Here is a 21,874-nt window from a genome sequence, read left to right as displayed (position 1 = left end):
GGGTCAGCCGTCGTGGGGGCGGGAAGCCTGAGCTTCCCGAGCTGTGGAATCAGACACCTCAGCAGTGCCGTGTAAGGGTGCCGTCGGCGCATTCATCATCAGTGCGCTCAGCGGACGGCTGGCCAGCGGCAGGTCAGCCATCGAGGTCATGCAATCGAGCAATGCCTGCTCATCACTGGCGGGCGTCTCACCTGCGGCCAGTGCGAAGAAGCGGCGTGCCAATGCGATATCGGCGTAGATGGCGGCCTTGAGAGCTTCCAGGCCATCGAAGCGCTGCTCGCCACGCAGGAAGGCACAGAAGCTGACACGCATCGACTGGCCATAGAGGTCCTCCGCGAAGTCCAGCAGGTGAACCTCAAGGACCGGGCGCGGCGTGCCGACCGTCGGGCGCCAGCCGATATTGGCTACCGCCGGGCAGGCGCGGCCATCGGCCAGATGCGCCATCACCGCGTAGACGCCGGAGACCGCCAGCGGCGCATTCGGCAGCGGCAGATTGGCGGTCGGCACGCCGATGGTACGCCCCAGCTGACGGTCCGCGACCACGCGCCCCTGCCAGTGATGGGCTCGTCCCAGCAATCTGGCGGCCAATGCCATGTCACCCGCGGCCAGTACCTTGCGCACGCGAGTGCTGGACACACGCTCACCGGCGATCTCGAAGGTGCGGGTATGCTCCACCGCGAAGCCCTCGGCGGCGCCGATGCGCTCCAGCAGCGCGAAGTCACCGGCACGATCACAGCCGAAGCGGAAGTCGTCGCCGACCACCAGGTGGCGCACGCCGAGACCATCGATCAGTACCTGCTCGATGAATTCACGGGCCGACAATGAGCGCAGCGCCTCATTGAAGGGCAGGCACAGTACGCGCTCGGCGCCGTGGCTACCCAGCAGGCGGACCTTTTCCGCCAGTCGCGTCAGGCGTGGCGGCGCCTTGTCACCCGCGAAGAACTCGCGCGGCTGCGGCTCGAACACCACCACCGTGGCCGGCAGCCCATAGGCCGCCGCGCGCTCGCGCAGTTGCTCCAGAATCGCCTGGTGGCCGAGGTGCACCCCATCGAAATTGCCGATGGTGGCCACGCAGCCGCGACTGCCATCCTGCTTGCGCAGGCGGGCGAGATTGTGGAGTCCTCTGATCAAGTCCATGCGTGCATCACACAAGCCGCCGAAAGTGGTCGATTATAGCGAAGGGGCACGGCGCTGACAGCCACCGTTGCCCCACCAGAGAGAAAACTGCTGGAACGCGAGATGTGAATCGAGAGTCGGGGCTCAGCCCTGCATGCGGAAGTGGCGCGGACGTATGCCGCAAAGCCCCAACCACAGTGCATAGACCAGCACACCGCCGACGACCAGCGCCCCCATCATCGCACAGCGCTCCCAAAGGCCCCAACCGAGCCAGGTGGTCCAGTCCGGTGACAGCCACAGCAGGCCGCCGCCCATCAGGGCGCAACCGCCGATCAGCGTCAGCGAATAGCGCCCCCAGCCCGGCTGGAAGCGCAGCACACCCTCGCGATACAGGCCACGCGCCAACAGCCCGGCATTCAGGAAGGCCGACAGCGCCGTGGCCAATGCCAGGCCCGCATGGGCCAGCGGCACGATCAGCGCGAGGTTGAAGGCCATGTTGGCGACCATCGCGATGATGCCGATCTTGACCGGCGTCTTCGTGTCCTGACGCGCATAGAAGCCCGGTGCCAGCACCTTGATCAGCATGAAGGCCAGCAGCCCGAAGCTGTAGGCCCGCAGGCTCTGGGCCGACATCACCACATCATTGTCCGTCATCGCCCCATAGTGGAACAACGTGATCAGCAGCGGCTCCGCGAGCACGCCCAGCGCCAGCGCCGCCGGCACGCCGATCAACAATACCGAACGCAGCGCCCAGTCGAGCATCTTCTGGAAGTGCTCCAGCGACTGCTCCGCGTGACGCTTGGAGAGCGCCGGCAGAATCACGGTGCCGATGGCGATGCCGATGATGCCCAGCGGCAGTTCGACCAGCCGGTCGGAGTAATAGAGCCACGACACGCTGCCGGTGACCAGAAACGAGGCCAGCACGGTATCCAGCAGCAGGTTGATCTGCGAGACCGAGACCCCGAACAGCGCCGGTGTCATCAACTTGAGGATGCGCCGCACGCCTTCGTGGGCGAAGTTCGGCCATGGCTTGGGCATCAGGCCAAGACGCAGCAGGAACGGCACCTGGAACAGCAGCTGCACGCCACCGGCGATCAACACGCCCCAGGCCAGCGCCATGGCGGGTGTCTCGAAACGCGGTGCCAGCAACAGCGCCGCGCCGATCAGGCTCAGGTTGAGCAGCACCGGGGTGATGGCCGGCACCGCGAAGCGGTTCCAGGTATTGAGCACGCTGCCGGCGAAGGCGGTCAGCGAGATCAGCAGCAGATAGGGAAAGGTCAGGCGCAGCATGTCACCGGTCAGCGCCAGCTTGCCGGCATCGTCACCGAACCCCGGCGCGAAGACCCACACCAGCCAGGGCGCGCACAGCATCGCCAGCGCCGTGATCAGCGCCAGGATGACGCCGAGACTGCCACTGACGGCATCCAGCAACTCGCGGACCTCTTCCCGCGTGCGCCGGGTCGCATACTCGGACAGCACCGGAATGAAGGCCTGATTGAAGGCCCCCTCGGCGAACAGACGACGCATGAAGTTGGGGATCTTGAAGGCCACGAAGAAGGCATCCGCCCCGCTGCCTGCCCCCAGCAGACTGGCGATGATCACGTCTCGCGCCAGCCCCAGCACCCGCGACAGCATCGTCATCACGCTGACGATCAGCCCGGAGCGCAGCAGTCCCGCACGCACCGGCAGGCTGTCTCCACTGCTGGTCTCTGCCTGAGCCGTCGCCTGAGAGCCAGTCTGCACGGCCTGGCGACCCGACTCCTTCCCGACATCCTGATCGCCTCTGGGCGACTCATCCTGCGGCTTGCTCACCCTGACACCCCTTTCACTTCCCTGATCCGATACCGATGCCATCCAACACGATAGACAGACACAAAAAAACCGGCCGAAGCCGGTTTTTTCACGCGAACACGTCTCAGACAGCCAGTGCCTTGACGCGTGCGTTCAGACGGCTCTTGACGCGAGCGGCCTTCTTCTTGGACAGGATGTCCTTGTCGGCGTAACGGTCGAGGACCTTCTGCGCGACATTGAAAGCGGCCATGGAAGCAGCGTGGTCACCAGTCTTGACGGCCTTCAGCACGTTCTTGACGCTGGTACGCACGGCGGAACGCTGTGCGGAGTTGTGCTGACGACGGACTTCAGCCTGACGAGCGCGCTTGCGAGCTTGCTTGGAGTTTGCCACTTTGATGCTCCTTATGAGTCCACCCGTAGGCGCGTACTCATGAACTTGAATTTGGAAGACGTTGTCGCGAGGCGACAGCGGGTCCGGTCATCTCTCGCTTTCGACACTTGACGTGAAGACCATAGAGAAATCAGCGACTTGACGTGGAAGCCCCGCCAAGCCTTCGCCATCGGAGCGGACCAGCTCCCGACAGGACGGCAGAGTCTAGCATGGCCAGACGGATGACTGCCAGCATGAGGCCCGCATCGGCAGGCCTCATGCGCCCTACAGCACGATGAGGTTGTCGCGATGGATCAGCTCCGGCGCCTCAATATAGCCCAGCGCAGCCTCGATCTGATGACTCGGCAGCCCCAGGATGCGCTCGGCGTCGACCGCGGAATAGTTGACCAGCCCCTTGGCGATCCGCGCGCCGGATTCATCGACACACTGCACCAGGTCACCGCGCTTGAAGGCTCCCTCGATCTTCTTCACGCCCACCGGCAGCAGGCTGGAACCACGCGTGGTCAGCACGCTGACGGCACCGGCATCCAGCGTCAGGGTGCCCCGCACCTGCAGTTGCCCGGCGATCCAGCGCTTGCGCGCCGCGATCGGCGCATGCTCGGGCAGCAGCAGGGTACCGAAGCGCTCGCCAGCGGCTAGGCGCGTGATCACGTCAGGCTGGCGGCCGGAGGCAATCACCGTCAGCGCGCCACTGCGGGCTGCCAGGCGCGCCGCCCGCACCTTGGTGGCCATGCCGCCACGCCCCAGCACCCCGCCGCCACCGGCGACCTTGACCAGCATCGGGTCATCGGCCTGCGCTTCCTCGATCAGCCTGGCCGCCGGATCATGGCGCGGGTCGGCGTCGTACAGCCCTTCCTGATCGGTGAGCAGCAACAGGGCATCGGCTTCCAGCAGATTGGCGACCAGCGCGCCGAGCGTATCGTTGTCACCGAAGCGAATCTCGTCGGTGACGACAGTGTCATTCTCGTTGATCACCGGCACCACGCGCAGCTCCACCAGGGTGCGCAGCGCCGAGCGTGCATTCAGGTAACGCTTGCGATTGGAGAGATCGTCGTGGGTCAGCAGAATCTGGGCGGTGGTCAGGCCGTGACGATGGAAATGCTCTTCATAGCACTGGGTCAGGCCATTCTGGCCGACCGCCGCCGCGGCCTGCAGCTCATGCACGCCACTGGGTCGCGCCGTCCAGCCAAGCCGGGACATGCCGACGGCGATCGCGCCGGAAGACACCACGATCACCTCGATGCCACGCGCATGCAGTGCCGCGATCTGGTCGACCCAACGCCCGATGCCGGCATCGTCCAGCCCGCGGCCGTCGTCGGTCAGCAGCGCACTGCCGATCTTGACCACCACGCGCCGCGCCCTGGCCAATGCCTCACGTCCGACCCGACTGCCCATCTCCGCCACTTCCGCCACCTTCTGCTCCGCCACCGCACTATCTCCTGTCATGTGGTCTCCCGCCCCGCTCGGCAGGCTGTGACTGCCCCGTCGCGTCATTGTCCGCTCCCGCCCCGCTGCTGTCATCACCCTCGAGCGGCACCTGCAACGAAAACGCCCCGCCGCGAGACCAGAAGGCTCGGGGCGGGGCGTGAATCGCGAAGCGGGTCGCTCGTCACTCAGTGACTGCCTCGCAGGGCAGCCACCGGACGAACCTCGACCTCAGGGCGCGTATTCGACCTCGACGTCGTAATCGTCGTCATTGAAGTCGTCATCGTCCTCTTCTTCGTCATCCTTCTTGCGCTTGCGACGTGTCAGGCGCTCTTCAGCGCGCTCCAGCGACTCGTTCTCCATCCGCGCCAGCAGGGCGGCATGCGCCTCGGCAGCTTCCGGATCTTCCGCCAGCTGCAGGCGTTGCTCGCCCAGCCAGCGGTGTGCGGCCTGCACCAGCTCCTGAGTGCCGATACCACTGGCCGCGGAGACGACGAACAGCTCACCTTCCCAGCCCAGACGCTCGACGAGGTCCTTGACCATCGCCTCGCGATCCTCTTCCGCCAGCAGATCGATCTTGTTGATCACCAGCCAGCGCGGCAGCTCCGTGAGTGCCGAGGAGAAGTTCTTGAGCTCATTGAGAATCGCCTCGACCGCATGGACCGGGTCGCTCTCGTCGAAGGGCGCGATATCCACCACATGCAGCAACAGGCGCGTGCGCGTCAGGTGCTTGAGGAAGCGCAGCCCCAGGCCGGCACCATCCGCCGCCCCTTCGATCAGGCCGGGAATGTCGGCCATCACGAAGTGCTGGTGGCTACCGATCTTCACGACGCCAAGATTCGGCACCAGCGTGGTGAAGGGGTAGTTGGCGACCTTGGGCTTGGCCGCGGAGACGGCGCGAATCAGCGTCGACTTGCCGGCATTCGGCATGCCCAGCAGGCCGACATCCGCCATCACCTTCATCTCGAGACGCAGGTTGCGACGCTCACCCCAGGTGCCCTTGGAGGTCTGGCGCGGCGCGCGATTGGTGGAGGACTTGAAGTGGATGTTGCCCAGACCACGACGTCCACCCTGCGCAACCAGCACCAGCTGGCCGATTTCCGTCACGTCACCGATGATCTCGAGGGTTTCCTCGTCGATCACGGTGGTGCCGACCGGCACCTTGACGATCAGGTCCTCACCCGCCTTGCCCGCCATCTGACGGCCCTGGCCGGCGTCACCGCTCTCGGCCTGGTAATAGCGCTGGAACTTGAAGTCGATCAGGGTATTGAGGGAATCATCCCCGATCAGGTACACACTACCGCCGTGCCCGCCGTCACCCCCATCGGGGCCACCACGCGGCACGTATTTCTCACGGCGAAAACTCAGGCAACCATTGCCGCCACGTCCGGCCTCGACAATGATCGACGCTTCATCAAGGAACTGCATGCTGCTCTCTCCTGACGACGACCCGGGCCGTCATGCGACAAAAAAGCCCCGCCTGAGCGGGGCTTCCTTGCAGACCGTCATACGATACCGGGGCATCGTCCAGTCTGCGTAAGCTGTCAGACGTTTCAGGCAGAAACGATGCTGACGAACTTGCGGTTCTTCGGACCCTTGGTCTCGAACTTCACGTGGCCGTCGGCCAGAGCGAAGAGAGTGTGGTCCTTGCCGATGCCAACGCCAGTACCGGCGTGGAAACGGGTGCCGCGCTGACGCACGATGATGTTGCCGGCGATAGCCGCTTGGCCACCGAACAGCTTCACACCAAGGCGCTTGGATTCAGAATCGCGACCGTTGCGGGTAGAGCCCGCCGCCTTCTTATGTGCCATTGGATAATTCTCCTATGGTGGGTAGCGCTGCAATTACGCAGAGATACCAGTGATCTTGACTTCGGTGAACCACTGACGGTGGCCCGCACGACGCATGGAGTGCTTCCGGCGACGGAACTTGATGATGGTGACCTTGTCGCCACGGCCGTGAGACACGACCTCGGCAGCAACCTTGGCACCTTCAACCAGCGGAGCGCCGACCTTGATGTCGTCGCCTTCAGCGACCATCAGGACTTCGTCGAACTGGATAGTTTCGCCAGTGGCGACTTCAAGCTTCTCGAGCTTCAGGGTCTGGCCTTCCTGAACGCGGTACTGCTTGCCACCGCTCTTGATAACTGCGTACATGATTCTCTCCATCGAACTCATCAAGGGTGTGCTCTTGGGTGGCCTGCTGCGAGTGGCGCCCCTTCTGGAGCCATCTGACAGGGAGCGGGATGAGTCACGGCCGCGTATTATAGCGCCGCGTGCCGCGATCGACAAGCAATGTCAAGATGCACACGCCCGACCCGCCGCCAGCCTGCATCCCTGCGCGGGTGCACGCCTTGACGGCCATAGGGGTGCCCCATAGCATAACCGGCAAATGGCACGCCACGGCGGCCTCACCTCTCGCTACGGGCACGACGACCTCATGCAAGCCGACGCATCGACCCTTCACGCGGCAGTGGCAGATGACTTCGCCGCCGTAGACCGCACCATTCTCGCGCAGCTCGAGTCGCGCGTGCCGCTGGTCCAGACCATCGGTCAGTACATCATCCAGAGTGGTGGCAAGCGCCTGCGCCCGGTCCTGGTGCTGCTGGCAGCCCGCGCACTCGGCTATCAGGGTGATCGCCACATCAACCTGGCCGCACTGATCGAGTTCATGCACACCTCGACACTGCTGCACGATGATGTCGTCGACGAGTCCAGTCTGCGTCGCGGTCGCTCCACCGCCAATGACACCTGGGGCAATGCGCCCTCCGTGCTGGTCGGTGACTTCCTCTATTCCCGCTCTTTCCAGATGATGGTGGAAGTCGGCTCGATGGACGTGATGGCGATTCTCTCCGCCGCCACCTGCACCATCGCCGAAGGCGAGGTCCTGCAGCTGACCAACATCGGCAATGCCGACATCGATGAAGCCGCCTACTTCGAGACCATCCACGGCAAGACCGCCATGCTGTTCGAGGCGGCCGCGCATGCCGGGGCGATACTCGCCCAGGAAGCAGATGGCACCGTCACGGCGGCACAGGTCAGCGCGCTGCAGAACTATGGCCGCTACCTGGGCCTCGCCTTCCAGCTCATCGATGACCTGCTCGACTATCAGGGCGACGCCGAGACCATGGGCAAGAATGTCGGTGATGACCTGGCCGAGGGCAAGCCGACCCTGCCGTTGATTCGCGCCATGCAGGTCGGAAGCCCGGCGCAGGCCAGCCTGGTACGTGGCGCCATCGAGAAGGGCGGACTGGAGCAACTCGACGAGGTACTGGAAGTCGTGCGCCTCACCGGCGGCCTCGACTATACCCGCAGTCGCGCGCAGGAAATGGCCGACAACGCCCTGGCGGAACTCGAGGCGCTGCCGGAGAGTGACTTCCGCGACAGCCTCGAACGCATCGCGCTGTTGAGTGTCGGCCGTCAGGCCTGATCCCCAACGTGACGAGAAGCACCGGCAGGATGAGGTGAAGAGAAGCGCGCTTCTCGACAGCCGAATTGCCCCTTGAGACATCGATAAAACTTTTTGACCTCAAGGGCTTGCAAAGCAAAGCTGTCTGCGTATAATTCACCTCCGTCGAGACAAGCTCACGACGCATCGGAGTATAGCTCAGCTTGGTAGAGCGCTGCCTTCGGGAGGCAGAGGTCGTAGGTTCGAATCCTGCTACTCCGACCAGATATCTGAAAAAGCCGCTGATCACTGATCAGCGGCTTTTTTGATGCTGGAAGGTTTTCCCTCCAATGCCTTACATCCCTCAGGATGCCACATGCACACACTGCGCCTTGCCATGCTGTCCCTGCTGCTCACCTCCCTGCTCTCCGCCTACGCCTCCACCCGTACCCAATGGGAGAAGCCCGGTGCCAACAGCACGGAGGCTCACAACACCTGGGCCGGCTGCCAGTACGAACTTGGCCTGACGGACAAGTCAGACAACGAGAAGCAGACGCTGCTGAAGTACTGCATGGAGCGTGAAGGCTACCGACTGCAGAGCTACTGAGTCGCTCACCTGCGTCAATCGGACATCCAGGTGTCACTCGCCTTGCGGGCCCGCTCGCGACCAGCACGTTCTCGGTCGCGGCGGGCCTTTTGCTTGAGGTAGTAACTGCGCAGCGCCAACCCTAGTCCACAGGCAAGCATCAGGGCGAACACCAGCCCCTGCCACGGGCGGGCGGCATCCCCCAGCCAGGTTTCCAGCGCGACGATGGCGATAAGGCCGGCGGCCTGACTGGCAACGGCGATCGCACGGCTACGGTCATAATGATGTGAAAGCATGGGGATATCCCTGGAGCGTCCTCGGCGCCAGAGCAATGCTCAGCGCGCGAGGCGTGGATGTCGAAGTCCGTCGATTATCGCATACTCGAGCCTCACGACTGCAGCGCCGGCCAAGCGCCTTCCCGGACACCGCCAAAGGATAACCGCATGGATGCCATCGCTCTGGGCCCTGCCCTGATTTCCGTCGAACGCCTCTATGCCTTCGTGGCAGCCCTGGTGATGCTGATCGAGTTCTCGCTGCTGATTCGTCTACTGGCGCGCATGCACGCCAGGGGCACGACCGCGCCCGCTCACGACTCTTCACCGCTGAGCCCCTCGCGCTGGTTCAATCGCATGCTGGTCAGCTGGGTGATCGGTGCGCGCCTCACTTACGTCGCCCTGCACTGGGCAAGTTATCAGCAGACACCGCTGGATATTCTCAAGCTGTGGCAACCGGGCTACCACCTGCTCGGCGGCATGCTGGCCGCGACCCTGGCCAGCCTGTGGCTGCTGCGCCGGCATGGCGTGATTCGCCAGGTCATCGCGCTGGGCAGTCTGACTCTGGGCCTGACCGCTTTCCTCGGCCTCAAGCAGCTCGACCCGCTGGGCAGCACGCATTCCATCGAGCGCATGCCGTCGATCACCCTGCATCATCTGGATCGTCGCCCGGTGTTGCTGGATGAGGTCCGCAATCAGCGCGTGATCGTCAATCTGTGGGCTACCTGGTGCCCGCCCTGCCGCCGGGAGATGCCGCTGCTGGCCGAGGTGGACGCCCGGCCGGATGTCACCGTGGTGCTGGCCAATCAGGGCGAACAGGCGCTCGCGGTCACTCGTTTCCTCAAGAGTGAGCGACTCACGCTGGAATACGCCCTGCTGGACCCCGCCATGCAGCTGATGGGGCTCGCCGACGCACAGGGCCTGCCCGCCACCCTGATATTCGATGGCGAAGGCCGCCTGATCGAACGCCACATCGGCGAGTTGAGCCGCGCCCAGCTGCAGGCGCTGATGCCCCCGTCTGGATCGTGACGCCTCACAAGGACAAAAGGCGCTTAAGCCACGGCGCGTGATCCGGTAAGATACCGCGCCCCTGTATTCCCGATTCCCGTCTTTGTCCTACCCCGAGGCATCATGAGCGACTTCATTCCCGGTCAGCGCTGGATCAGTGATGGTGAGGCCGATCTCGGCCTTGGCACGATCCTCAATGTCGATTTCCGCACGGTTACCGTCCTCTTTGCCGCCAGCGAAGAAACCCGCACCTACAGCCTCCGCGAGGCGCCCCTGACCCGAGTCGCCTTCGGCAATGGCGACCGCATCCAGTCCGACGATGGCGAATGGCTGATCGTCGATGACTCCAAGGAAGTGCGCGGCCAGATCCTCTACATCTGTGAACGTGAAGGCGAAAGCGCCGGCGAGCTGCTCGAGCTTCCCGAGGCACGCCTCAACGACAAGATGCAGTTCAACCAGGCCCGTGACCGCCTGCTGACCGGCCAGGTCGACCGCAATGACTGGTTCGACCTGCGTTACCGCACCCTGCGCCACTTCCATCGTGTCGAGCAGAGCCCCGCGCTGGGCCTGTCCGGCCCCAAGGTCGACCTGGTACCGCACCAGCTGTACATCGCCGATGAGGTCTCGCGCCGTCACGCACCGCGCGTGCTGCTGGCCGATGAAGTCGGCCTGGGCAAGACCATCGAAGCCGGCCTGATCCTGCATCGCCTGCTGCTCAGCGGTCGTGCCCGTCGCGCCCTGATCCTGGTACCGGCGAGCCTGACCCACCAGTGGCTGGTCGAGATGCTGCGCCGCTTCGCGCTGGATGTCTCGCTGCTCGATGAAGAGCAATGCAAGGCCCACGGCACGCGCAACCCCTTCGAAGGCAACCAGATCATTCTGGCCAGCCAGGACTGGCTGTTCGCCAATCCGTCACGTCAGGTCCAGGCTGCTGCCTGCGACTGGGACATGCTGATCGTCGATGAAGCCCACCACCTCGACTGGAGCGAAGACAAGGTCGGCCCGGGCTATGCCTGCGTCGAATCACTCGCTCGCCAGACCGCCGGTGTGCTGCTGCTGACCGCCACGCCGGAGCAGATGGGGCTGGAGAGCCACTTCGCGCGCCTGCGCCTGCTCGACCCGGAGCGCTACCACGACCTGGAGCGCTTCAAGGCCGAGGAAGAGGGTTACGTCGCCGTGGCCTCGGCCATCGACAGCCTGGACGCCCTGCCGACTGACACCAGCGGCCTGGACAGCCTGACCGCCGTGCTGGATGACGGCGACAGCCGCGCCCTGCTCGAGACCCTGATGGACAGCGACAGCGATGACGCCCAGCGCGACAGCGCCCGTCGTCAGCTGCGTGACCAGCTGCTCGACCGCCACGGCACTGGCCGCGTGATGTTCCGCAACTCGCGCACCCACGTCGAAGGCTTCCCCGAGCGTCGTCTGCACGTCCACGAGCTGGAGTTGCCCTCCTCCTACCGGCGTGTGGTGCGCAAGCTGGAGCGTGACGAGGACTACCTCGATGACCTGCTGATCGAGACCGGCATGAACCACCCCGAGGTGGTGCTGTTCCTCGACGAGATGTACCGCGCCCTGCCCGATGACCGCATGAACGCCGAGCCCTGGTGGCAGATCGACCCGCGCGTCATGTGGCTGCTGGAAACCCTGACCGACCTCGGCAACGAGAAGGCGCTGGTGATCTGTCACACCGCCGATACCGCGCGTGAGCTGTCCGAAGGTCTGCGCGTGCTGGGCGGTGTGCATGCACCGGTCTTCCATGAGGGCATGAGCCTGGTCGAGCGTGATCGCGCCGCCGCCGCCTTTGCCTCCGAGGAAGAAGGCGTGCAGCTGCTGGTGTGCTCGGAAATCGGCTCGGAAGGCCGTAATTTCCAGTTCTGCCACCACCTGGTGATGTTCGACCTGCCGGTGCATCCGGACCAGCTCGAGCAGCGCATCGGGCGTCTGGACCGCATCGGCCAGCAATTCCCGATCGAGATCCACGTACCGGTCTTCGAAGGCTCACCGGGCGCCCAGCTGCTGCGCTGGTACCGCGATGGCATGGACGCCTTCAGTGCGCCCCACGGCATCGGCAGCGAGCTGTATTCCCAATTCGGTGACGAGCTGGAAGAAGCCCTGCTCGACAGCGAAGAGATCGACAGCATCATCGAGCAGACCCGCGAACGCTTCGACGCCCTGCAGGCCGAGCGCCAGTCCGGTCGCAACCGTCTGCTGGAACTCAATGCCTGTCGTCACGAGCGCGCCGCGGAAGTCATCGCCGCCATCGAGACACTGGACAACGACAAGGCGCTGCCGGGCTACCTGGAGCGCGCCTTCGACATCTTCGGCATCGAGAGCCGTGACCTCGGCGATGGCATCACCTACCTGGCACCAGGCCCGCACATGCTCGACGGCCTGCCGGGGCTGGTGAAGGGCGAGGAAGGCTTCAGCGTCACCAGCGACCGCGCCACGGCGCTGTCACGCGAAGATGTCCAGCATCTGTCGTGGGAGCACCCGCTGGTCCGCGAGATGCTGGTGCGCATCATCGATGGCTCCATGGGCAACACGGCGCTGGCACTGCTCAAGCACCCGGCGATCCCGGGCGGTCGCCTGATGACGGAAGTGGTGTTCCGCACCCAGTCCACCGCACCGCGCGGCTTGCGCCTGGGTCGCTTCCTGCCACCGACCGCCATCCGGGTGCTGCTGGATGAAAACGGCAGCAACCTGTCCGACAAGGTCTCCTTCGGCGGGCTGGCCAAGAACCTCAAGCCGGTCAAGAAGGCGGTCGCGCGTGATCTGATCAAGCAGAGCCACGCGACACTGCGCAAGCTGATGAGCGACGCCGAGCAGGAAGCCGAGCGCGAACTGCCGAGCATCGTCGAGCAGGCCCAGCAGCAGATGCGTGAGCAGCTCAGTGCTGAGCTCGCCCGCCTCGAAGCATTGGCCAGCCACAACCCGTCGGTGCGCGAGGAAGAGCTGGAAGCGTTGCGCCAGGAGCGTGCCGCTCTCGATGGCGCCATCGAGACCACGCGTCTGCGTCTGGACAGCGTGCGCGTCATCGTCACCGTGGATGCTCACGAACGTTGATCTGCCCGCCGATACCACGACCGAGCATGGCTGGCAGGGACAACGCCTTGCCGAGGAGGTCGCGCGTGTCGAGGGAGTGGGGCTGACGCTGCTGGCGGCAGGCGATGACTGGTGGGCGATCGACAAGCCGGCCGAGCTGCCCTCGGTACCGGGCCGCGACCCTTCACGCTTCGACAGCGTCCATTCGCGCCTGTGCCGGTTGAGCGAGGACACCCGTGCCGTGCATCGGCTGGATGTGGCAACTTCCGGGGTGCTGCTGGTGGCGCGCAATGTCGAGGGACAGCGGCGGCTGTCGCGCCTCTTCCAGTCGCGCACCCTCGAGAAACGCTACGTGGCCGTGGTGGCAGGGCATCTCACGCCCGACGAGGGCAGCATCGCCCTGCCGCTGCGCTGTGACTGGCCGCGCAGACCGCGGCAGATCGTCGACTTCCTCCATGGCAAACCGGCACTGACGCACTATCAAGTCGAGCGTCACCTGATGCTCGATGGCCAGCGCCCGGATGGCTCGCCTCAGACCCTCGCCGCCAGCCGTGTCCTGCTGACACCTCATACCGGGCGCTCGCATCAGCTGCGCCTGCATATGCTGGCGCTCGGCCATCCCATCATCGGTGATGGCTTCTATGCACGCGGGGCGGCACTGAATGCCAGCCCTCGCCTGCTGCTGCATGCCGCTCAGCTGGTGATTCCGTCAGCGACAGGCAGCGACGCGCCATCGCTGGTGCTGAACGCTCCGCTGCCGTTCTAGCCGCCAGAATGTCGGCGAAGGCCACGTCGAGGGTCGGGTAGTCGAAGGTGAAGCCTGCGGCCAGCAGACGCGCCGGCACCATGCGGGCGCCCTCCAGCAATAGCGTGCTCATCTCTCCCAGCCCCAGCTTGAGGGCCTTGGCCGGCAGCGGCAGGATCGCCGGGCGCCCCAGACCGCGCGCCAAGGCGTGGGTAAAGCCCATGTTGGTGACCGGATGCGGTGCACTGGCATTGAAGGCCCCACTCAAGTCCTCATCCTCCAGCAGACGCTCGATGATGCGGATCAGATCATGGCGGTGGATCCACGGCATGTAGTGACGGCCATCGCCGAGACGCCCACCCAAGCCGAACTTGAAGGGCGTCAACAACTTGGCGAGCGTTCCGCCATCCGCTTCCATCACCAGACCGATGCGGATGATCGCCAGGCGAACACCACAGTCCGAGACTGGCATGGCGGCCGCTTCCCAGTCGCGACACAGGCGATGATTGAAGTCATCGTGAGGCGTTGCCTGCTCGTCGATCTCGACATCACCCGGCTCACCCGCCTTGGGCTGCGCGCCGTAATAGCCCATCGCCGAACCGGATACCATCACCTGGGGAGCCTGCCCCTCAGCCGCCAGTTGCTGACACAGCAGCACCAGATGCTCGGTGGTTTCCAGCCGCGAGCGACGCAGCTCTTGCTTGTGATCCTCGCTCCAGCGCCTCCCGGCAATCGATTCCCCCGCCAGATTGACGATGCCCTGTGGCTGCCAGTCCTTGAACATCAGCGCCGAATCCGCCGCCTTCAGGGTGATGCCCAGTTCGGCGAACTGCCGCTCGGCCCGCTCCGGACGACGTGACACCACTGCCAGCTCATGCCCGGCCGCGGACAGTGAGCGGCAGAGTGCCTGCCCGACAAATCCCGTTGCCCCCGTGATCAAGATTCGCATGCTGTCCTCCTCGGCGATGAAGCATCGAGTGTGCCAACTCTTGCCATGAATCTATACCTTTATTGTACAATCCTGCACAAGAAGTTAACTTCAAGGGATGCCGGCGTCATTTCATGCTGCATCCTCCCAGTCCATCTTCCCCAGCAGGAGTCCTGCCTGATGTCAGTATCGTCCATCGCCATCATCGGTGCCGGTATCGCCGGTCTCTCTGCTGCTTCGTACCTGGCAGCGCAGGGTCACGCGGTGACGATCTTCGAGAAGGCACGCGGCCCGGGCGGTCGTCTGGCCAGTCGGCGCACTCCCCACGGCCCCCTCGACATCGGCGCTCAGTATTTCACCGCGCGTGATCCGCGCTTCCAGTCAGCGCTCGAGACATGGCGGGCAGACGGTATCGTCGCCCCCTGGGGTGACAGGCTGTTGCGTCTGGGCAAGACAGCGTCTGACACGCAGGAATGGCAGCGGCTTCGCGATGATTCTGCCCGCTATGTGGCCAGTCCGCGCATGAGCGCCCTGAGCCGCCACCTGAGCGAGGAGCTGCCGGCCAATGCCACCCTGCACACTCGCCTGCGCATCACACGCCTGATCCACGATGAAGCGGCGGCGCGAGACCCTGAGCCTGCTGGCCACCGCCGGCTGGAGCCAGACTCACCTGGAAGACTCGCCTGAGGACATCTGCGCGGCACTCTGGCAAGCCTTCACGGCACTGCCCGAGATCCAGGCGCTTGGCGAGGACTGGAGCGAAGACAAGGTATCGCTCACGGCCCATCGCTGGCGCTATGCTCATCCGACCCACAGGAAGCCCTCATGAGCAAGACGGAACACCAGGATGATGCCTTGATCCTGCTGGCGCATGGCTCGCGTGATCCACGCTGGCGCGAGCCCTTCGAGGCACTCGAGACCTCGCTCGCCAGTCGCCTGAAGCGCCCGACACGTCTGGCCTACATGGAGCTGTGTGACCCGCTGCTGACCGACACCATCGACGCCCTGGCGGCGGACGGTGCGGCGCGTATCGACATCCTGCCGCTGTTCTTTGCGGCGGGCCGCCATCTGCGCGAAGACGTCCCCGCCATGCTCGAGACATCCCGCCAGCAGCATCCGGATTGTCCGATCACGTTGCTGGACCCGGTGGGTGCCCATCCAGCGTTTGTCGAGGCCTTGATCGAGATTGTGGAGCAACAGGACAACGCGACGCGTGATGCCACTTGTCAGGCCGAGGCGGCTGCGCCATCCTGAGCCCCACATGTACAGCTAATGCACAAGATGCATTGCCGGCATCCCGCAGCGCTTCGAATGCAGAGGTAACACCATCCATGACTGACAAGGCCACGGAAACTGCCAGCTCGCCCCTGTTTCCGATCCGTGAAGTCTCACGCCTGACCGGCGTCAATTCGGTCACGTTGAGAGCCTGGGAGCGCCGCTACGGGTTGATCGAACCGCGCCGTACGCCCAAGGGACATCGCCTGTATGCCCGCGAGGACATCGAGCGCATCGAGCACATCCTGCAGTGGCTCAACAGAGGCGTGCCCGTCAGTCAGGTGCGGGAGCTACTGGATCAGCCCCAGCCAGAGACGGCGCCGATGCCGGATGAAGGCAGCTGGGGCGGCCAGCAGCAACTGATCATGGCCGCCATCGACGCCCAGGATGAGTCTCGGCTGGCGGAGCTCTACAACCAGAGTCTGGCGCTGTATCCGGTCAACAGTGTGGTCGAACGCCTGTGGAAGCCGGTGGTCGAGCAGCTGGAGGAGCGTGGCACCACGACCTTCGGGGCCCGATTGGCACAATGTTTCCTCGAGAGCTTCCTGCGCTCACGTATCGGCGCCCGCCTGATGTTCGCGAATCAGGAGCGCCATGCCCCGCACATCACTCTGACGCGCCTGCCGGATGAACCGGGGTTGAGCTGGCTGCTGCTGCTGGCGCTGGTCGCCAGCGATGCCGGTTATCACGTCAGCCTGCTGGATGGCCCGCTGCCCCTGGCCGAGCTGCCACTGGCCGCTGAGCGGTTCCAGGCGCAGGCCGTGATCCTGGTCGGCACTCAGGCCGAGCGCAGCGATGTCATGCGCCGCCAGTTGCCGCGGGTGGCAGAACAACTCTCCGTGCCGTTGGCCATCGCTGGCCCGGCCGCCCAGATTCGCCAGCAGGAGCTGGTGGACGGGCCCCTGGAAGGTCTCGGGGCCGACCCCGTTCAAGCGGTGGTCCGCCTGAGGTCCTTGCTGGCTCGTTGATCCCTCTGCAGCTCGTGTGGCTGCGAAGCGACCTGCGCGTGCATGACAATACCGCCCTCTCGCAAGCGGCCGCACGCGGCCCGGTGGTGGCGGTGGTCACCCCCTGCTATGCCCAGTGGATGACCCATGGTCATGGTGCCAACAAGCTCGACTTCCTGCGTCGCGGTCTGCACGTCCTGCAGCAGGCACTCGCCGGCCATCACATCCCGCTCAAGGTCCTCGACTGCGACACCTTCGCGGAAGTGCCCGAAGCGCTGGCCACGCTGTGCACGCAACTTGGCGCCCAGGCGCTGCACTTCAATGACGAGTACGCCGTCAATGAGCGCGAGCGCGACAGACTCGTCCGCGCGCGCCTGGCCGACAGCGACATCCGCCTGCATCGCTACACTGACATGCTCGCCTTCACGCCCGGCGAACTGCTGACCGGCAAGGGCGATTACTACGGCGTCTTCACGCCCTTCTCCAAGCGCTGGCACAAGGAGATCGACGCGCGGCGTCTGGCGCTCAATGAGGCTCCCGCGGTGCAGGATGCGCCCCGAGACGCCGAGGGACGCGAGATTTCGGGAGACGCCATTCCCGCGCTTCCCGACACGCTAAGCGTCGACGTGGAACATGGGCCGAGCGAGCCGCTGGAGGCGGAGCGATGGCCTGCCGGCGAGGATGCCGCCCAGGAGCGCCTGGAGCGCTTCATGACCTTCCGGGCGCGCCGCTACCACGAGCAGCGCGACCTGCCCGCCACGCGCGGCACCAGCGAACTGTCCCCCTATCTGGCGCTCGGCATGATCTCGGCTCGACAGTGCTACGCGGCGGTATTGGCGGAAAACGGCAGTCTCGCCGACGGTGATGTCGGCCTGACCACCTGGGTCAACGAGCTGATCTGGCGCGAGTTCTACCAGCACATCCTGGTCGGCTTTCCGCGCGTCAATCGCCACCGTCCCTTCCAGCGCCATACCGAAGCCCTGCAATGGCGCGATGATGACGCAGGCTTCGCCGCCTGGTGCGAAGGGCGTACCGGCTACCCCATCGTCGATGCCGCCATGCGCCAGCTGGTCGAGACCGGCTGGATGCACAATCGCCTGCGCATGGTGACGGCCATGTTCCTCACCAAGCACCTGTTGATCGACTGGCGCCGTGGTGAGGCCTACTTCCTGGCGCACCTGGTGGATGGTGAATTGGGGGCCAACAATGGCGGCTGGCAGTGGGCCGCCTCGACCGGCACCGATGCCGCGCCCTATTTCCGCATCTTCAACCCCACCACCCAGGGGCAACGCTTCGACAAGGACGGCGACTTCATCGCAAGCTTCGTGCCTGAGCTGGCCGACCTTCCCGCCAAGCGTCGTCACCAGCCCACGGCTGACGACTGCCATGCCTGTGGCTACCCGCGCCCGATCGTCGACCACAAGGCCGCCCGCCAGCGAGCCCTCGATGCCTTCAAGGCGCTCACCAGAAGCGAATGACCCTGCCAGTGTCTCGACGTCAGGAGCACAGCCATGCAATCGCTGCCCCCCGAGATGAGCCCGGCGCTGGTTCGGGTCTGTCGCCTTTACGAAAAGCTGGACAAAACCTCTACAGAGCTGCTGAAATCAGTCTATAGTGACGATGTCGTTTTTCGCGACCCTCTGCACGAAGCTCAGGGCCTGGAAGCGCTCAATCAGTATTTCTCAGGGTTGTACACGAATGTCTCATCGATTGATTTCGTGTTTCATCATCCGCTGGGCCCGAGAGAGCGCGGAGCAGGGACTGGCATGGTTGAGCTGGACGATGACCTATCGCCATCCGCGCCTGAACGGCGGCAGCGATATCGTGGTGGAAGGTGCCTCACGCCTCGAATTCCGACACGGCAAGGTATGTCGGCACCGTGACTTCTTCGATGCCGGCGAGCTGCTCTACGAGCAGGTGCCGTTGCTGGGCAAGGTGATCAGGCTGCTCAAGCGACGCATGGACTGAGCCACGACACGCAAGCGCATCTGGTTGACCGGTGCCAGCTCCGGGATCGGTGAAGGGCTGGCACGTCGCCTGCTGGCCGATGGGCATCGTGTCGTGCTGAGCGCACGCTCCACCGACAAGCTGAAGGCCATCGCGGCCGACGCCGAACAAGGCCCCGGTGATGCACTGGTGATCACGCTGGATCTCACCGACCGTGATGCCATCCGCACGGCCGCACGACAGATCGAGGAAGACTTCGGTGGACTCGACCTGATGCTCCTCAACGCAGGTACCTGCGAATATCTGGATGCACGTGATTTCGAGGCCGATCTGGTTCACCGAGTCTTCGCCACCAATTTCCAGGCAGCCGTGGATGTGATCGAGAGCGCGCTGCCCCTGCTTCGCACGGCTGCCGCGCAGGGGGGAGAGCGGCCACAGCTGGCGGCGGTGTCGAGTGCCTCGGCCTACCTGCCGCTGCCACGCGCCGAAGCCTATGGGGCTTCCAAGGCTGCAGTGAGCTACTTCCTCGAGTCGCTGCGGCTGGACCTGGATGCCCAGGGGATCGATGTCAGCGTGATTCATCCGGGCTTCGTTAAGACACCGCTGACCGAGCGCAATGACTTCCCGATGCCGATGCAGGTCACGGTCGATCAGGCCGTCGAGGCGATCGTGTCAGGGCTGGCGCGTCACCGGCTCGATATCCACTTTCCCAGGCGCTTCACGCTGCTGGTGAAGCTGCTGGGCATTCTACCGCCGACATTGCGCCGCCAGATCGGACTGCGCATGACGCGAGATTGACCGACATCAGGCAGGTTCCTTCTCTGGAGTGGCATGAATACAACGACGTCACAGGCAACAGCTCCTCTTCCCCGCCAGCGGATCGCCGTCATCGGCAGCGGCATCAGCGGCATGGCAGCGGCCTACTACCTCAGTCGTCACCACGAGGTGCATGTCTTCGAGTCGGCCGAGCGTCTCGGCGGCCACACTGCGACCATGGACGTGCAGACCGCCGATGGCAGCGAATGGGCCATCGATACCGGATTCATCGTCTTCAACGACCGCACCTATCCCCACTTCCAGCGCCTGCTGGAGCGTCTCGATGTCGCCTATCAGCCCACCGAGATGAGCTTCTCGGTACACACCACCGCCGAGGACTTCGAGTACAACGGCCATACGCTGCTGTCGTTGTTCGCCCAGAAACGCAACCTGTTGCGCCCGCGCTTCTATCGACTGCTGCGTGACATCCTGCGCTTCAATCAGCAGGCCGCGGCGGACCTGGACAGCGGCAGGCTCGCCGAGGACGCGACCCTGGGCAGCTATCTCGACGCCAACGGCTACTCGCAGGTGTTTCGTGAGCATTATCTGCTGCCGATGGGCGCGGCGATCTGGTCCGCCAGCATCGCGGACATCGAGCGCTTCCCGCTGCAGTTCTTCGTGCGCTTCTTCCGCCATCACGGCCTGCTGTCGATCAACGATCGTCCCCAGTGGTTCACGCTGATCGGTGGGTCACGCAGCTACATCGCCCCGCTGACCGAGGGCTATGCCGAGCGCATTCACCTCAACAGCGAGATCCGCCAGATACGGCGCGATGTCGACGGCGTGACACTGGAGCACGTCGATGGGCGCTGCGAACGCTTCGATCAGGTGGTGCTGGCCTGTCATGCGCCTCAGGCACTGGCTCTGCTGAAAGACGCCAGCGCCTGTGAGCAGGACGTGCTCTCGGCGATCACGACCCAGCGCAATGACGTGGTGATGCACACCGACACCTCCCTGCTGCCCAGGCGCCGTGAGGCCTGGGCGAGCTGGAACTACCGTCTCGATGGCCGGGATGACGCCCAGCGAGCCAGCGTCACCTACGACATGAACATCCTGCAGCGCCTCGATGAGCGCGACTATCCGCCTCGAGAGACCTTCTGCATCACGCTCAACGACAGCGATGCCATCGACCCCGCCCTCGTACTGGGCCGTTACGCCTATGATCACCCGCGCTTCACGCTTGAGGCCGAGGCCGCCAAGCAGCGCTTCATGGAGATCTCCGGTGTCTCGCCACGGTCTGGTGGCCCGGTGGGACGCACCCATTTCTGTGGTGCCTGGTGGCGCAACGGCTTCCATGAAGATGGCGTGTGGAGTGCATTGCGCGTCGCCGAGGCACTGGGTGCCCGCGAGGCAGACGATTGAAGGCGCCCGCCAGCCGTATCGGCTACGGCACGCTGCGCCATCGCCGCCATGCGCCGCGCCAGCATGCCTTTCGCTATCGCGTCGCGATGGCGTGGCTGGCGCTGGATGAGCTGCCGGACCTGATGGCAGGCCGGCGTCTGGCAAGCGCCAGCCGGGCGGCACCGCTGGCCTTTCGCGAACGCGACCATCTCCCGGCAGCCCTGCACGGTCTGACGGATGGCCCATTGATCGAGCGTGTCCATGAGGCTTGTCGACGCGAGCTCGCCATGGCGGGCGATCATGCGCCCCTGCCGCAAGGCCGCATCTTCCTGCTGACCCAGCTGCGGCATTTCGGGGTGGGCTTCAACCCGATCCGACTCTATTACCTCTACCACGCGACGGGCCAGTTGGGCGCCGTGCTCGGTGAGGTGACCAACATTCCCTGGGGCGAGCGTGTGCTGTATGCCTCGCGCACCGATTCGCGACGGCGCATGCATTCGGCGCATTTCGACAAGCGCCTGCATGTCTCGCCCTTCATGCCGATGGGCATGCGCTATCACTGGCGCTTCAATGACCCCAGCAACGATGAGCTCCTGTTGCACATGGAAAATCATCCACTGGGCGAGGAAGTGACACGCAAGCCCGGGGAATCACTCTTCGATGCCAGCCTGAGCCTGCATCTGGAACCCGCGACTCCACGCGCCATGACCCGCCTGCTGCTGCGCTTCCCGTGGATGACGCTCAAGACCGTGGCAGGCATCCATTACGAGGCGCTGCGTCTGGCGCTCAAGCGCGTGCCGATCTTCGATCATCCGCGCCCTCAGCCAGAGACTCGGCATCCGTCATGAGGACAT

The 21,874-nt window shown here is 64.7% G+C and carries 21 protein-coding genes, 1 tRNA gene and 2 pseudogenes; 15 read left to right on the top strand and 9 right to left on the bottom strand.

Annotation, left to right across the window (positions count from 1 at the left end):
• Positions 1-3 precede the first annotated feature (3 nt).
• From ribF to rplU, 7 genes are all read right to left on the bottom strand, one after another.
• The gene (gene ribF / locus CU110_RS00905) at positions 4-1,137 is read right to left on the bottom strand and encodes a bifunctional riboflavin kinase/FAD synthetase (protein ID WP_127734336.1); all 1,134 of its coding nucleotides are present in this window, start codon (positions 1,135-1,137) and stop codon (positions 4-6) included.
• A 123-nt stretch (positions 1,138-1,260) separates the two neighbouring features.
• Positions 1,261-2,799, bottom strand: a complete 1,539-nt coding sequence (murJ, locus tag CU110_RS00900) for a murein biosynthesis integral membrane protein MurJ (protein ID WP_255317675.1) — start codon at positions 2,797-2,799, stop codon at positions 1,261-1,263.
• 232 nt (positions 2,800-3,031) lie between these two features.
• Positions 3,032-3,298, bottom strand: coding sequence for a 30S ribosomal protein S20 (rpsT, locus tag CU110_RS00895; protein WP_077373420.1), 267 nt, complete (start codon positions 3,296-3,298; stop codon positions 3,032-3,034).
• Positions 3,299-3,562: 264 nt separating this feature from the next.
• On the bottom strand, positions 3,563-4,693 hold the full coding sequence (proB, locus tag CU110_RS00890) for a glutamate 5-kinase (RefSeq protein ID WP_077373512.1): 1,131 nt from the start codon (positions 4,691-4,693) through the stop codon (positions 3,563-3,565).
• Between the two features lie 261 nt (positions 4,694-4,954).
• Positions 4,955-6,151, bottom strand: a complete 1,197-nt coding sequence (cgtA, locus tag CU110_RS00885) for an Obg family GTPase CgtA (protein ID WP_077373417.1) — start codon at positions 6,149-6,151, stop codon at positions 4,955-4,957.
• A 125-nt stretch (positions 6,152-6,276) separates the two neighbouring features.
• A complete protein-coding gene (rpmA, locus tag CU110_RS00880; RefSeq protein ID WP_043335969.1) occupies positions 6,277-6,534 on the bottom strand; it encodes a 50S ribosomal protein L27 in 258 nt (85 codons plus the stop codon).
• A 33-nt stretch (positions 6,535-6,567) separates the two neighbouring features.
• Positions 6,568-6,879, bottom strand: a complete 312-nt coding sequence (gene rplU / locus CU110_RS00875; protein ID WP_065392479.1) for a 50S ribosomal protein L21 — start codon at positions 6,877-6,879, stop codon at positions 6,568-6,570.
• A gap of 283 nt (positions 6,880-7,162) precedes the next feature.
• Here rplU and ispB point away from each other — a divergent pair, with 283 nt between their 5' ends.
• The 3 genes from ispB (at position 7,163) to CU110_RS00860 (ending at position 8,717) form a co-directional block, all read left to right on the top strand.
• Entirely contained in the window at positions 7,163-8,152 is a 990-nt protein-coding gene (gene ispB / locus CU110_RS00870) for an octaprenyl diphosphate synthase (protein WP_084209569.1), read from the top strand.
• A 166-nt stretch (positions 8,153-8,318) separates the two neighbouring features.
• Positions 8,319-8,395 (top strand) — tRNA-Pro (locus CU110_RS00865).
• 91 nt (positions 8,396-8,486) lie between these two features.
• Complete coding sequence (locus CU110_RS00860) at positions 8,487-8,717, top strand: hypothetical protein (protein ID WP_084207757.1); 231 nt, start codon at positions 8,487-8,489, stop codon at positions 8,715-8,717.
• Between the two features lie 14 nt (positions 8,718-8,731).
• Here CU110_RS00860 and CU110_RS00855 read toward each other — a convergent pair whose 3' ends face one another.
• Entirely contained in the window at positions 8,732-8,992 is a 261-nt protein-coding gene (locus tag CU110_RS00855; protein ID WP_077373412.1) for a hypothetical protein, read from the bottom strand.
• Between the two features lie 147 nt (positions 8,993-9,139).
• Between CU110_RS00855 and CU110_RS00850 the strand changes: the two genes are divergently transcribed.
• The 3 genes and pseudogenes from CU110_RS00850 to CU110_RS16395 all read left to right on the top strand — a co-directional run.
• Positions 9,140-9,997 carry a TlpA disulfide reductase family protein gene (locus CU110_RS00850; protein ID WP_084207756.1) on the top strand — a complete coding sequence of 286 codons (858 nt, stop codon included), beginning with the start codon at positions 9,140-9,142 and terminating at the stop codon, positions 9,995-9,997.
• A gap of 102 nt (positions 9,998-10,099) precedes the next feature.
• Positions 10,100-13,042, top strand: a complete 2,943-nt coding sequence (gene rapA / locus CU110_RS00845) for an RNA polymerase-associated protein RapA (protein WP_077373406.1) — start codon at positions 10,100-10,102, stop codon at positions 13,040-13,042.
• Positions 12,966-13,616 (top strand): annotated as a pseudogene (locus CU110_RS16395) (RluA family pseudouridine synthase); the annotation flags it as partial. The gene rapA and the pseudogene CU110_RS16395, both read left to right, overlap by 77 nt.
• 28 nt (positions 13,617-13,644) lie before the next feature.
• Here the strand turns inward: CU110_RS16395 and CU110_RS00835 are convergent.
• On the bottom strand, positions 13,645-14,715 hold the full coding sequence (locus CU110_RS00835) for a TIGR01777 family oxidoreductase (RefSeq protein WP_127734332.1): 1,071 nt from the start codon (positions 14,713-14,715) through the stop codon (positions 13,645-13,647).
• A 159-nt stretch (positions 14,716-14,874) separates the two neighbouring features.
• Here CU110_RS00835 and CU110_RS00830 point away from each other — a divergent pair, with 159 nt between their 5' ends.
• The 9 genes and pseudogenes from CU110_RS00830 to CU110_RS00790 all read left to right on the top strand — a co-directional run bounded on the left by CU110_RS00830 (position 14,875) and on the right by CU110_RS00790 (position 21,868).
• Positions 14,875-15,381 carry an FAD-dependent oxidoreductase gene (locus CU110_RS00830; RefSeq protein WP_164850234.1) on the top strand — a complete coding sequence of 169 codons (507 nt, stop codon included), beginning with the start codon at positions 14,875-14,877 and terminating at the stop codon, positions 15,379-15,381.
• A 138-nt stretch (positions 15,382-15,519) separates the two neighbouring features.
• Positions 15,520-15,948, top strand: a complete 429-nt coding sequence (locus CU110_RS00820; protein ID WP_127734326.1) for a CbiX/SirB N-terminal domain-containing protein — start codon at positions 15,520-15,522, stop codon at positions 15,946-15,948.
• A 77-nt stretch (positions 15,949-16,025) separates the two neighbouring features.
• Positions 16,026-16,937: a MerR family transcriptional regulator gene (locus tag CU110_RS00815; RefSeq protein ID WP_077373395.1), complete on the top strand. Its 912-nt coding sequence runs from the start codon at positions 16,026-16,028 to the stop codon at positions 16,935-16,937.
• Complete coding sequence (gene phrB / locus CU110_RS00810; RefSeq protein WP_127736624.1) at positions 16,937-18,394, top strand: deoxyribodipyrimidine photo-lyase; 1,458 nt, start codon at positions 16,937-16,939, stop codon at positions 18,392-18,394. Before CU110_RS00815 ends, phrB begins: the two co-directional genes overlap by 1 nt.
• A gap of 33 nt (positions 18,395-18,427) precedes the next feature.
• A pseudogene (locus CU110_RS16390) lies at positions 18,428-18,679 on the top strand (nuclear transport factor 2 family protein); the annotation flags it as partial.
• 7 nt (positions 18,680-18,686) lie between these two features.
• Positions 18,687-18,884 (top strand): hypothetical protein, encoded by a 198-nt coding sequence (locus CU110_RS16385; RefSeq protein WP_240665587.1) that lies wholly within the window; start codon positions 18,687-18,689, stop codon positions 18,882-18,884.
• Between the two features lie 24 nt (positions 18,885-18,908).
• Complete coding sequence (locus CU110_RS00800) at positions 18,909-19,661, top strand: SDR family NAD(P)-dependent oxidoreductase (RefSeq protein WP_240665432.1); 753 nt, start codon at positions 18,909-18,911, stop codon at positions 19,659-19,661.
• Positions 19,662-19,694: 33 nt separating this feature from the next.
• A complete protein-coding gene (locus tag CU110_RS00795; protein ID WP_084207750.1) occupies positions 19,695-21,041 on the top strand; it encodes an FAD-dependent oxidoreductase in 1,347 nt (448 codons plus the stop codon).
• Positions 21,038-21,868, top strand: coding sequence for a DUF1365 domain-containing protein (locus tag CU110_RS00790; RefSeq protein WP_077373383.1), 831 nt, complete (start codon positions 21,038-21,040; stop codon positions 21,866-21,868). Before CU110_RS00795 ends, CU110_RS00790 begins: the two co-directional genes overlap by 4 nt.
• Positions 21,869-21,874: the final 6 nt, after the last annotated feature.

The sequence above is a fragment of the Cobetia sp. ICG0124 genome, from assembly GCF_004006355.1.
Classification (GTDB): domain Bacteria; phylum Pseudomonadota; class Gammaproteobacteria; order Pseudomonadales; family Halomonadaceae; genus Cobetia; species Cobetia marina.
The sequence above is the reverse complement of the archived record's forward strand: the minus strand, read 5'-3'. Positions and strand labels throughout refer to the sequence as shown.

Coding starts and splice junctions, on each gene's coding strand:
- rapA (WP_077373406.1), top strand. CDS start 10,100: ATGAGCGACTTCATTCCCGGTCAGCGCTGGATCAGTGATGGTGAGGCC.
- CU110_RS00815 (WP_077373395.1), top strand. CDS start 16,026: ATGACTGACAAGGCCACGGAAACTGCCAGCTCGCCCCTGTTTCCGATC.
- ispB (WP_084209569.1), top strand. CDS start 7,163: ATGCAAGCCGACGCATCGACCCTTCACGCGGCAGTGGCAGATGACTTC.
- CU110_RS00835 (WP_127734332.1), bottom strand. CDS start 14,715: ATGCGAATCTTGATCACGGGGGCAACGGGATTTGTCGGGCAGGCACTC.
- CU110_RS00855 (WP_077373412.1), bottom strand. CDS start 8,992: ATGCTTTCACATCATTATGACCGTAGCCGTGCGATCGCCGTTGCCAGT.
- CU110_RS00850 (WP_084207756.1), top strand. CDS start 9,140: ATGGATGCCATCGCTCTGGGCCCTGCCCTGATTTCCGTCGAACGCCTC.
- ribF (WP_127734336.1), bottom strand. CDS start 1,137: ATGGACTTGATCAGAGGACTCCACAATCTCGCCCGCCTGCGCAAGCAG.
- CU110_RS00830 (WP_164850234.1), top strand. CDS start 14,875: ATGTCAGTATCGTCCATCGCCATCATCGGTGCCGGTATCGCCGGTCTC.
- CU110_RS00860 (WP_084207757.1), top strand. CDS start 8,487: ATGCACACACTGCGCCTTGCCATGCTGTCCCTGCTGCTCACCTCCCTG.
- proB (WP_077373512.1), bottom strand. CDS start 4,693: ATGGGCAGTCGGGTCGGACGTGAGGCATTGGCCAGGGCGCGGCGCGTG.
- CU110_RS00795 (WP_084207750.1), top strand. CDS start 19,695: ATGAATACAACGACGTCACAGGCAACAGCTCCTCTTCCCCGCCAGCGG.
- CU110_RS00820 (WP_127734326.1), top strand. CDS start 15,520: ATGAGCAAGACGGAACACCAGGATGATGCCTTGATCCTGCTGGCGCAT.
- rplU (WP_065392479.1), bottom strand. CDS start 6,879: ATGTACGCAGTTATCAAGAGCGGTGGCAAGCAGTACCGCGTTCAGGAA.
- cgtA (WP_077373417.1), bottom strand. CDS start 6,151: ATGCAGTTCCTTGATGAAGCGTCGATCATTGTCGAGGCCGGACGTGGC.
- rpmA (WP_043335969.1), bottom strand. CDS start 6,534: ATGGCACATAAGAAGGCGGCGGGCTCTACCCGCAACGGTCGCGATTCT.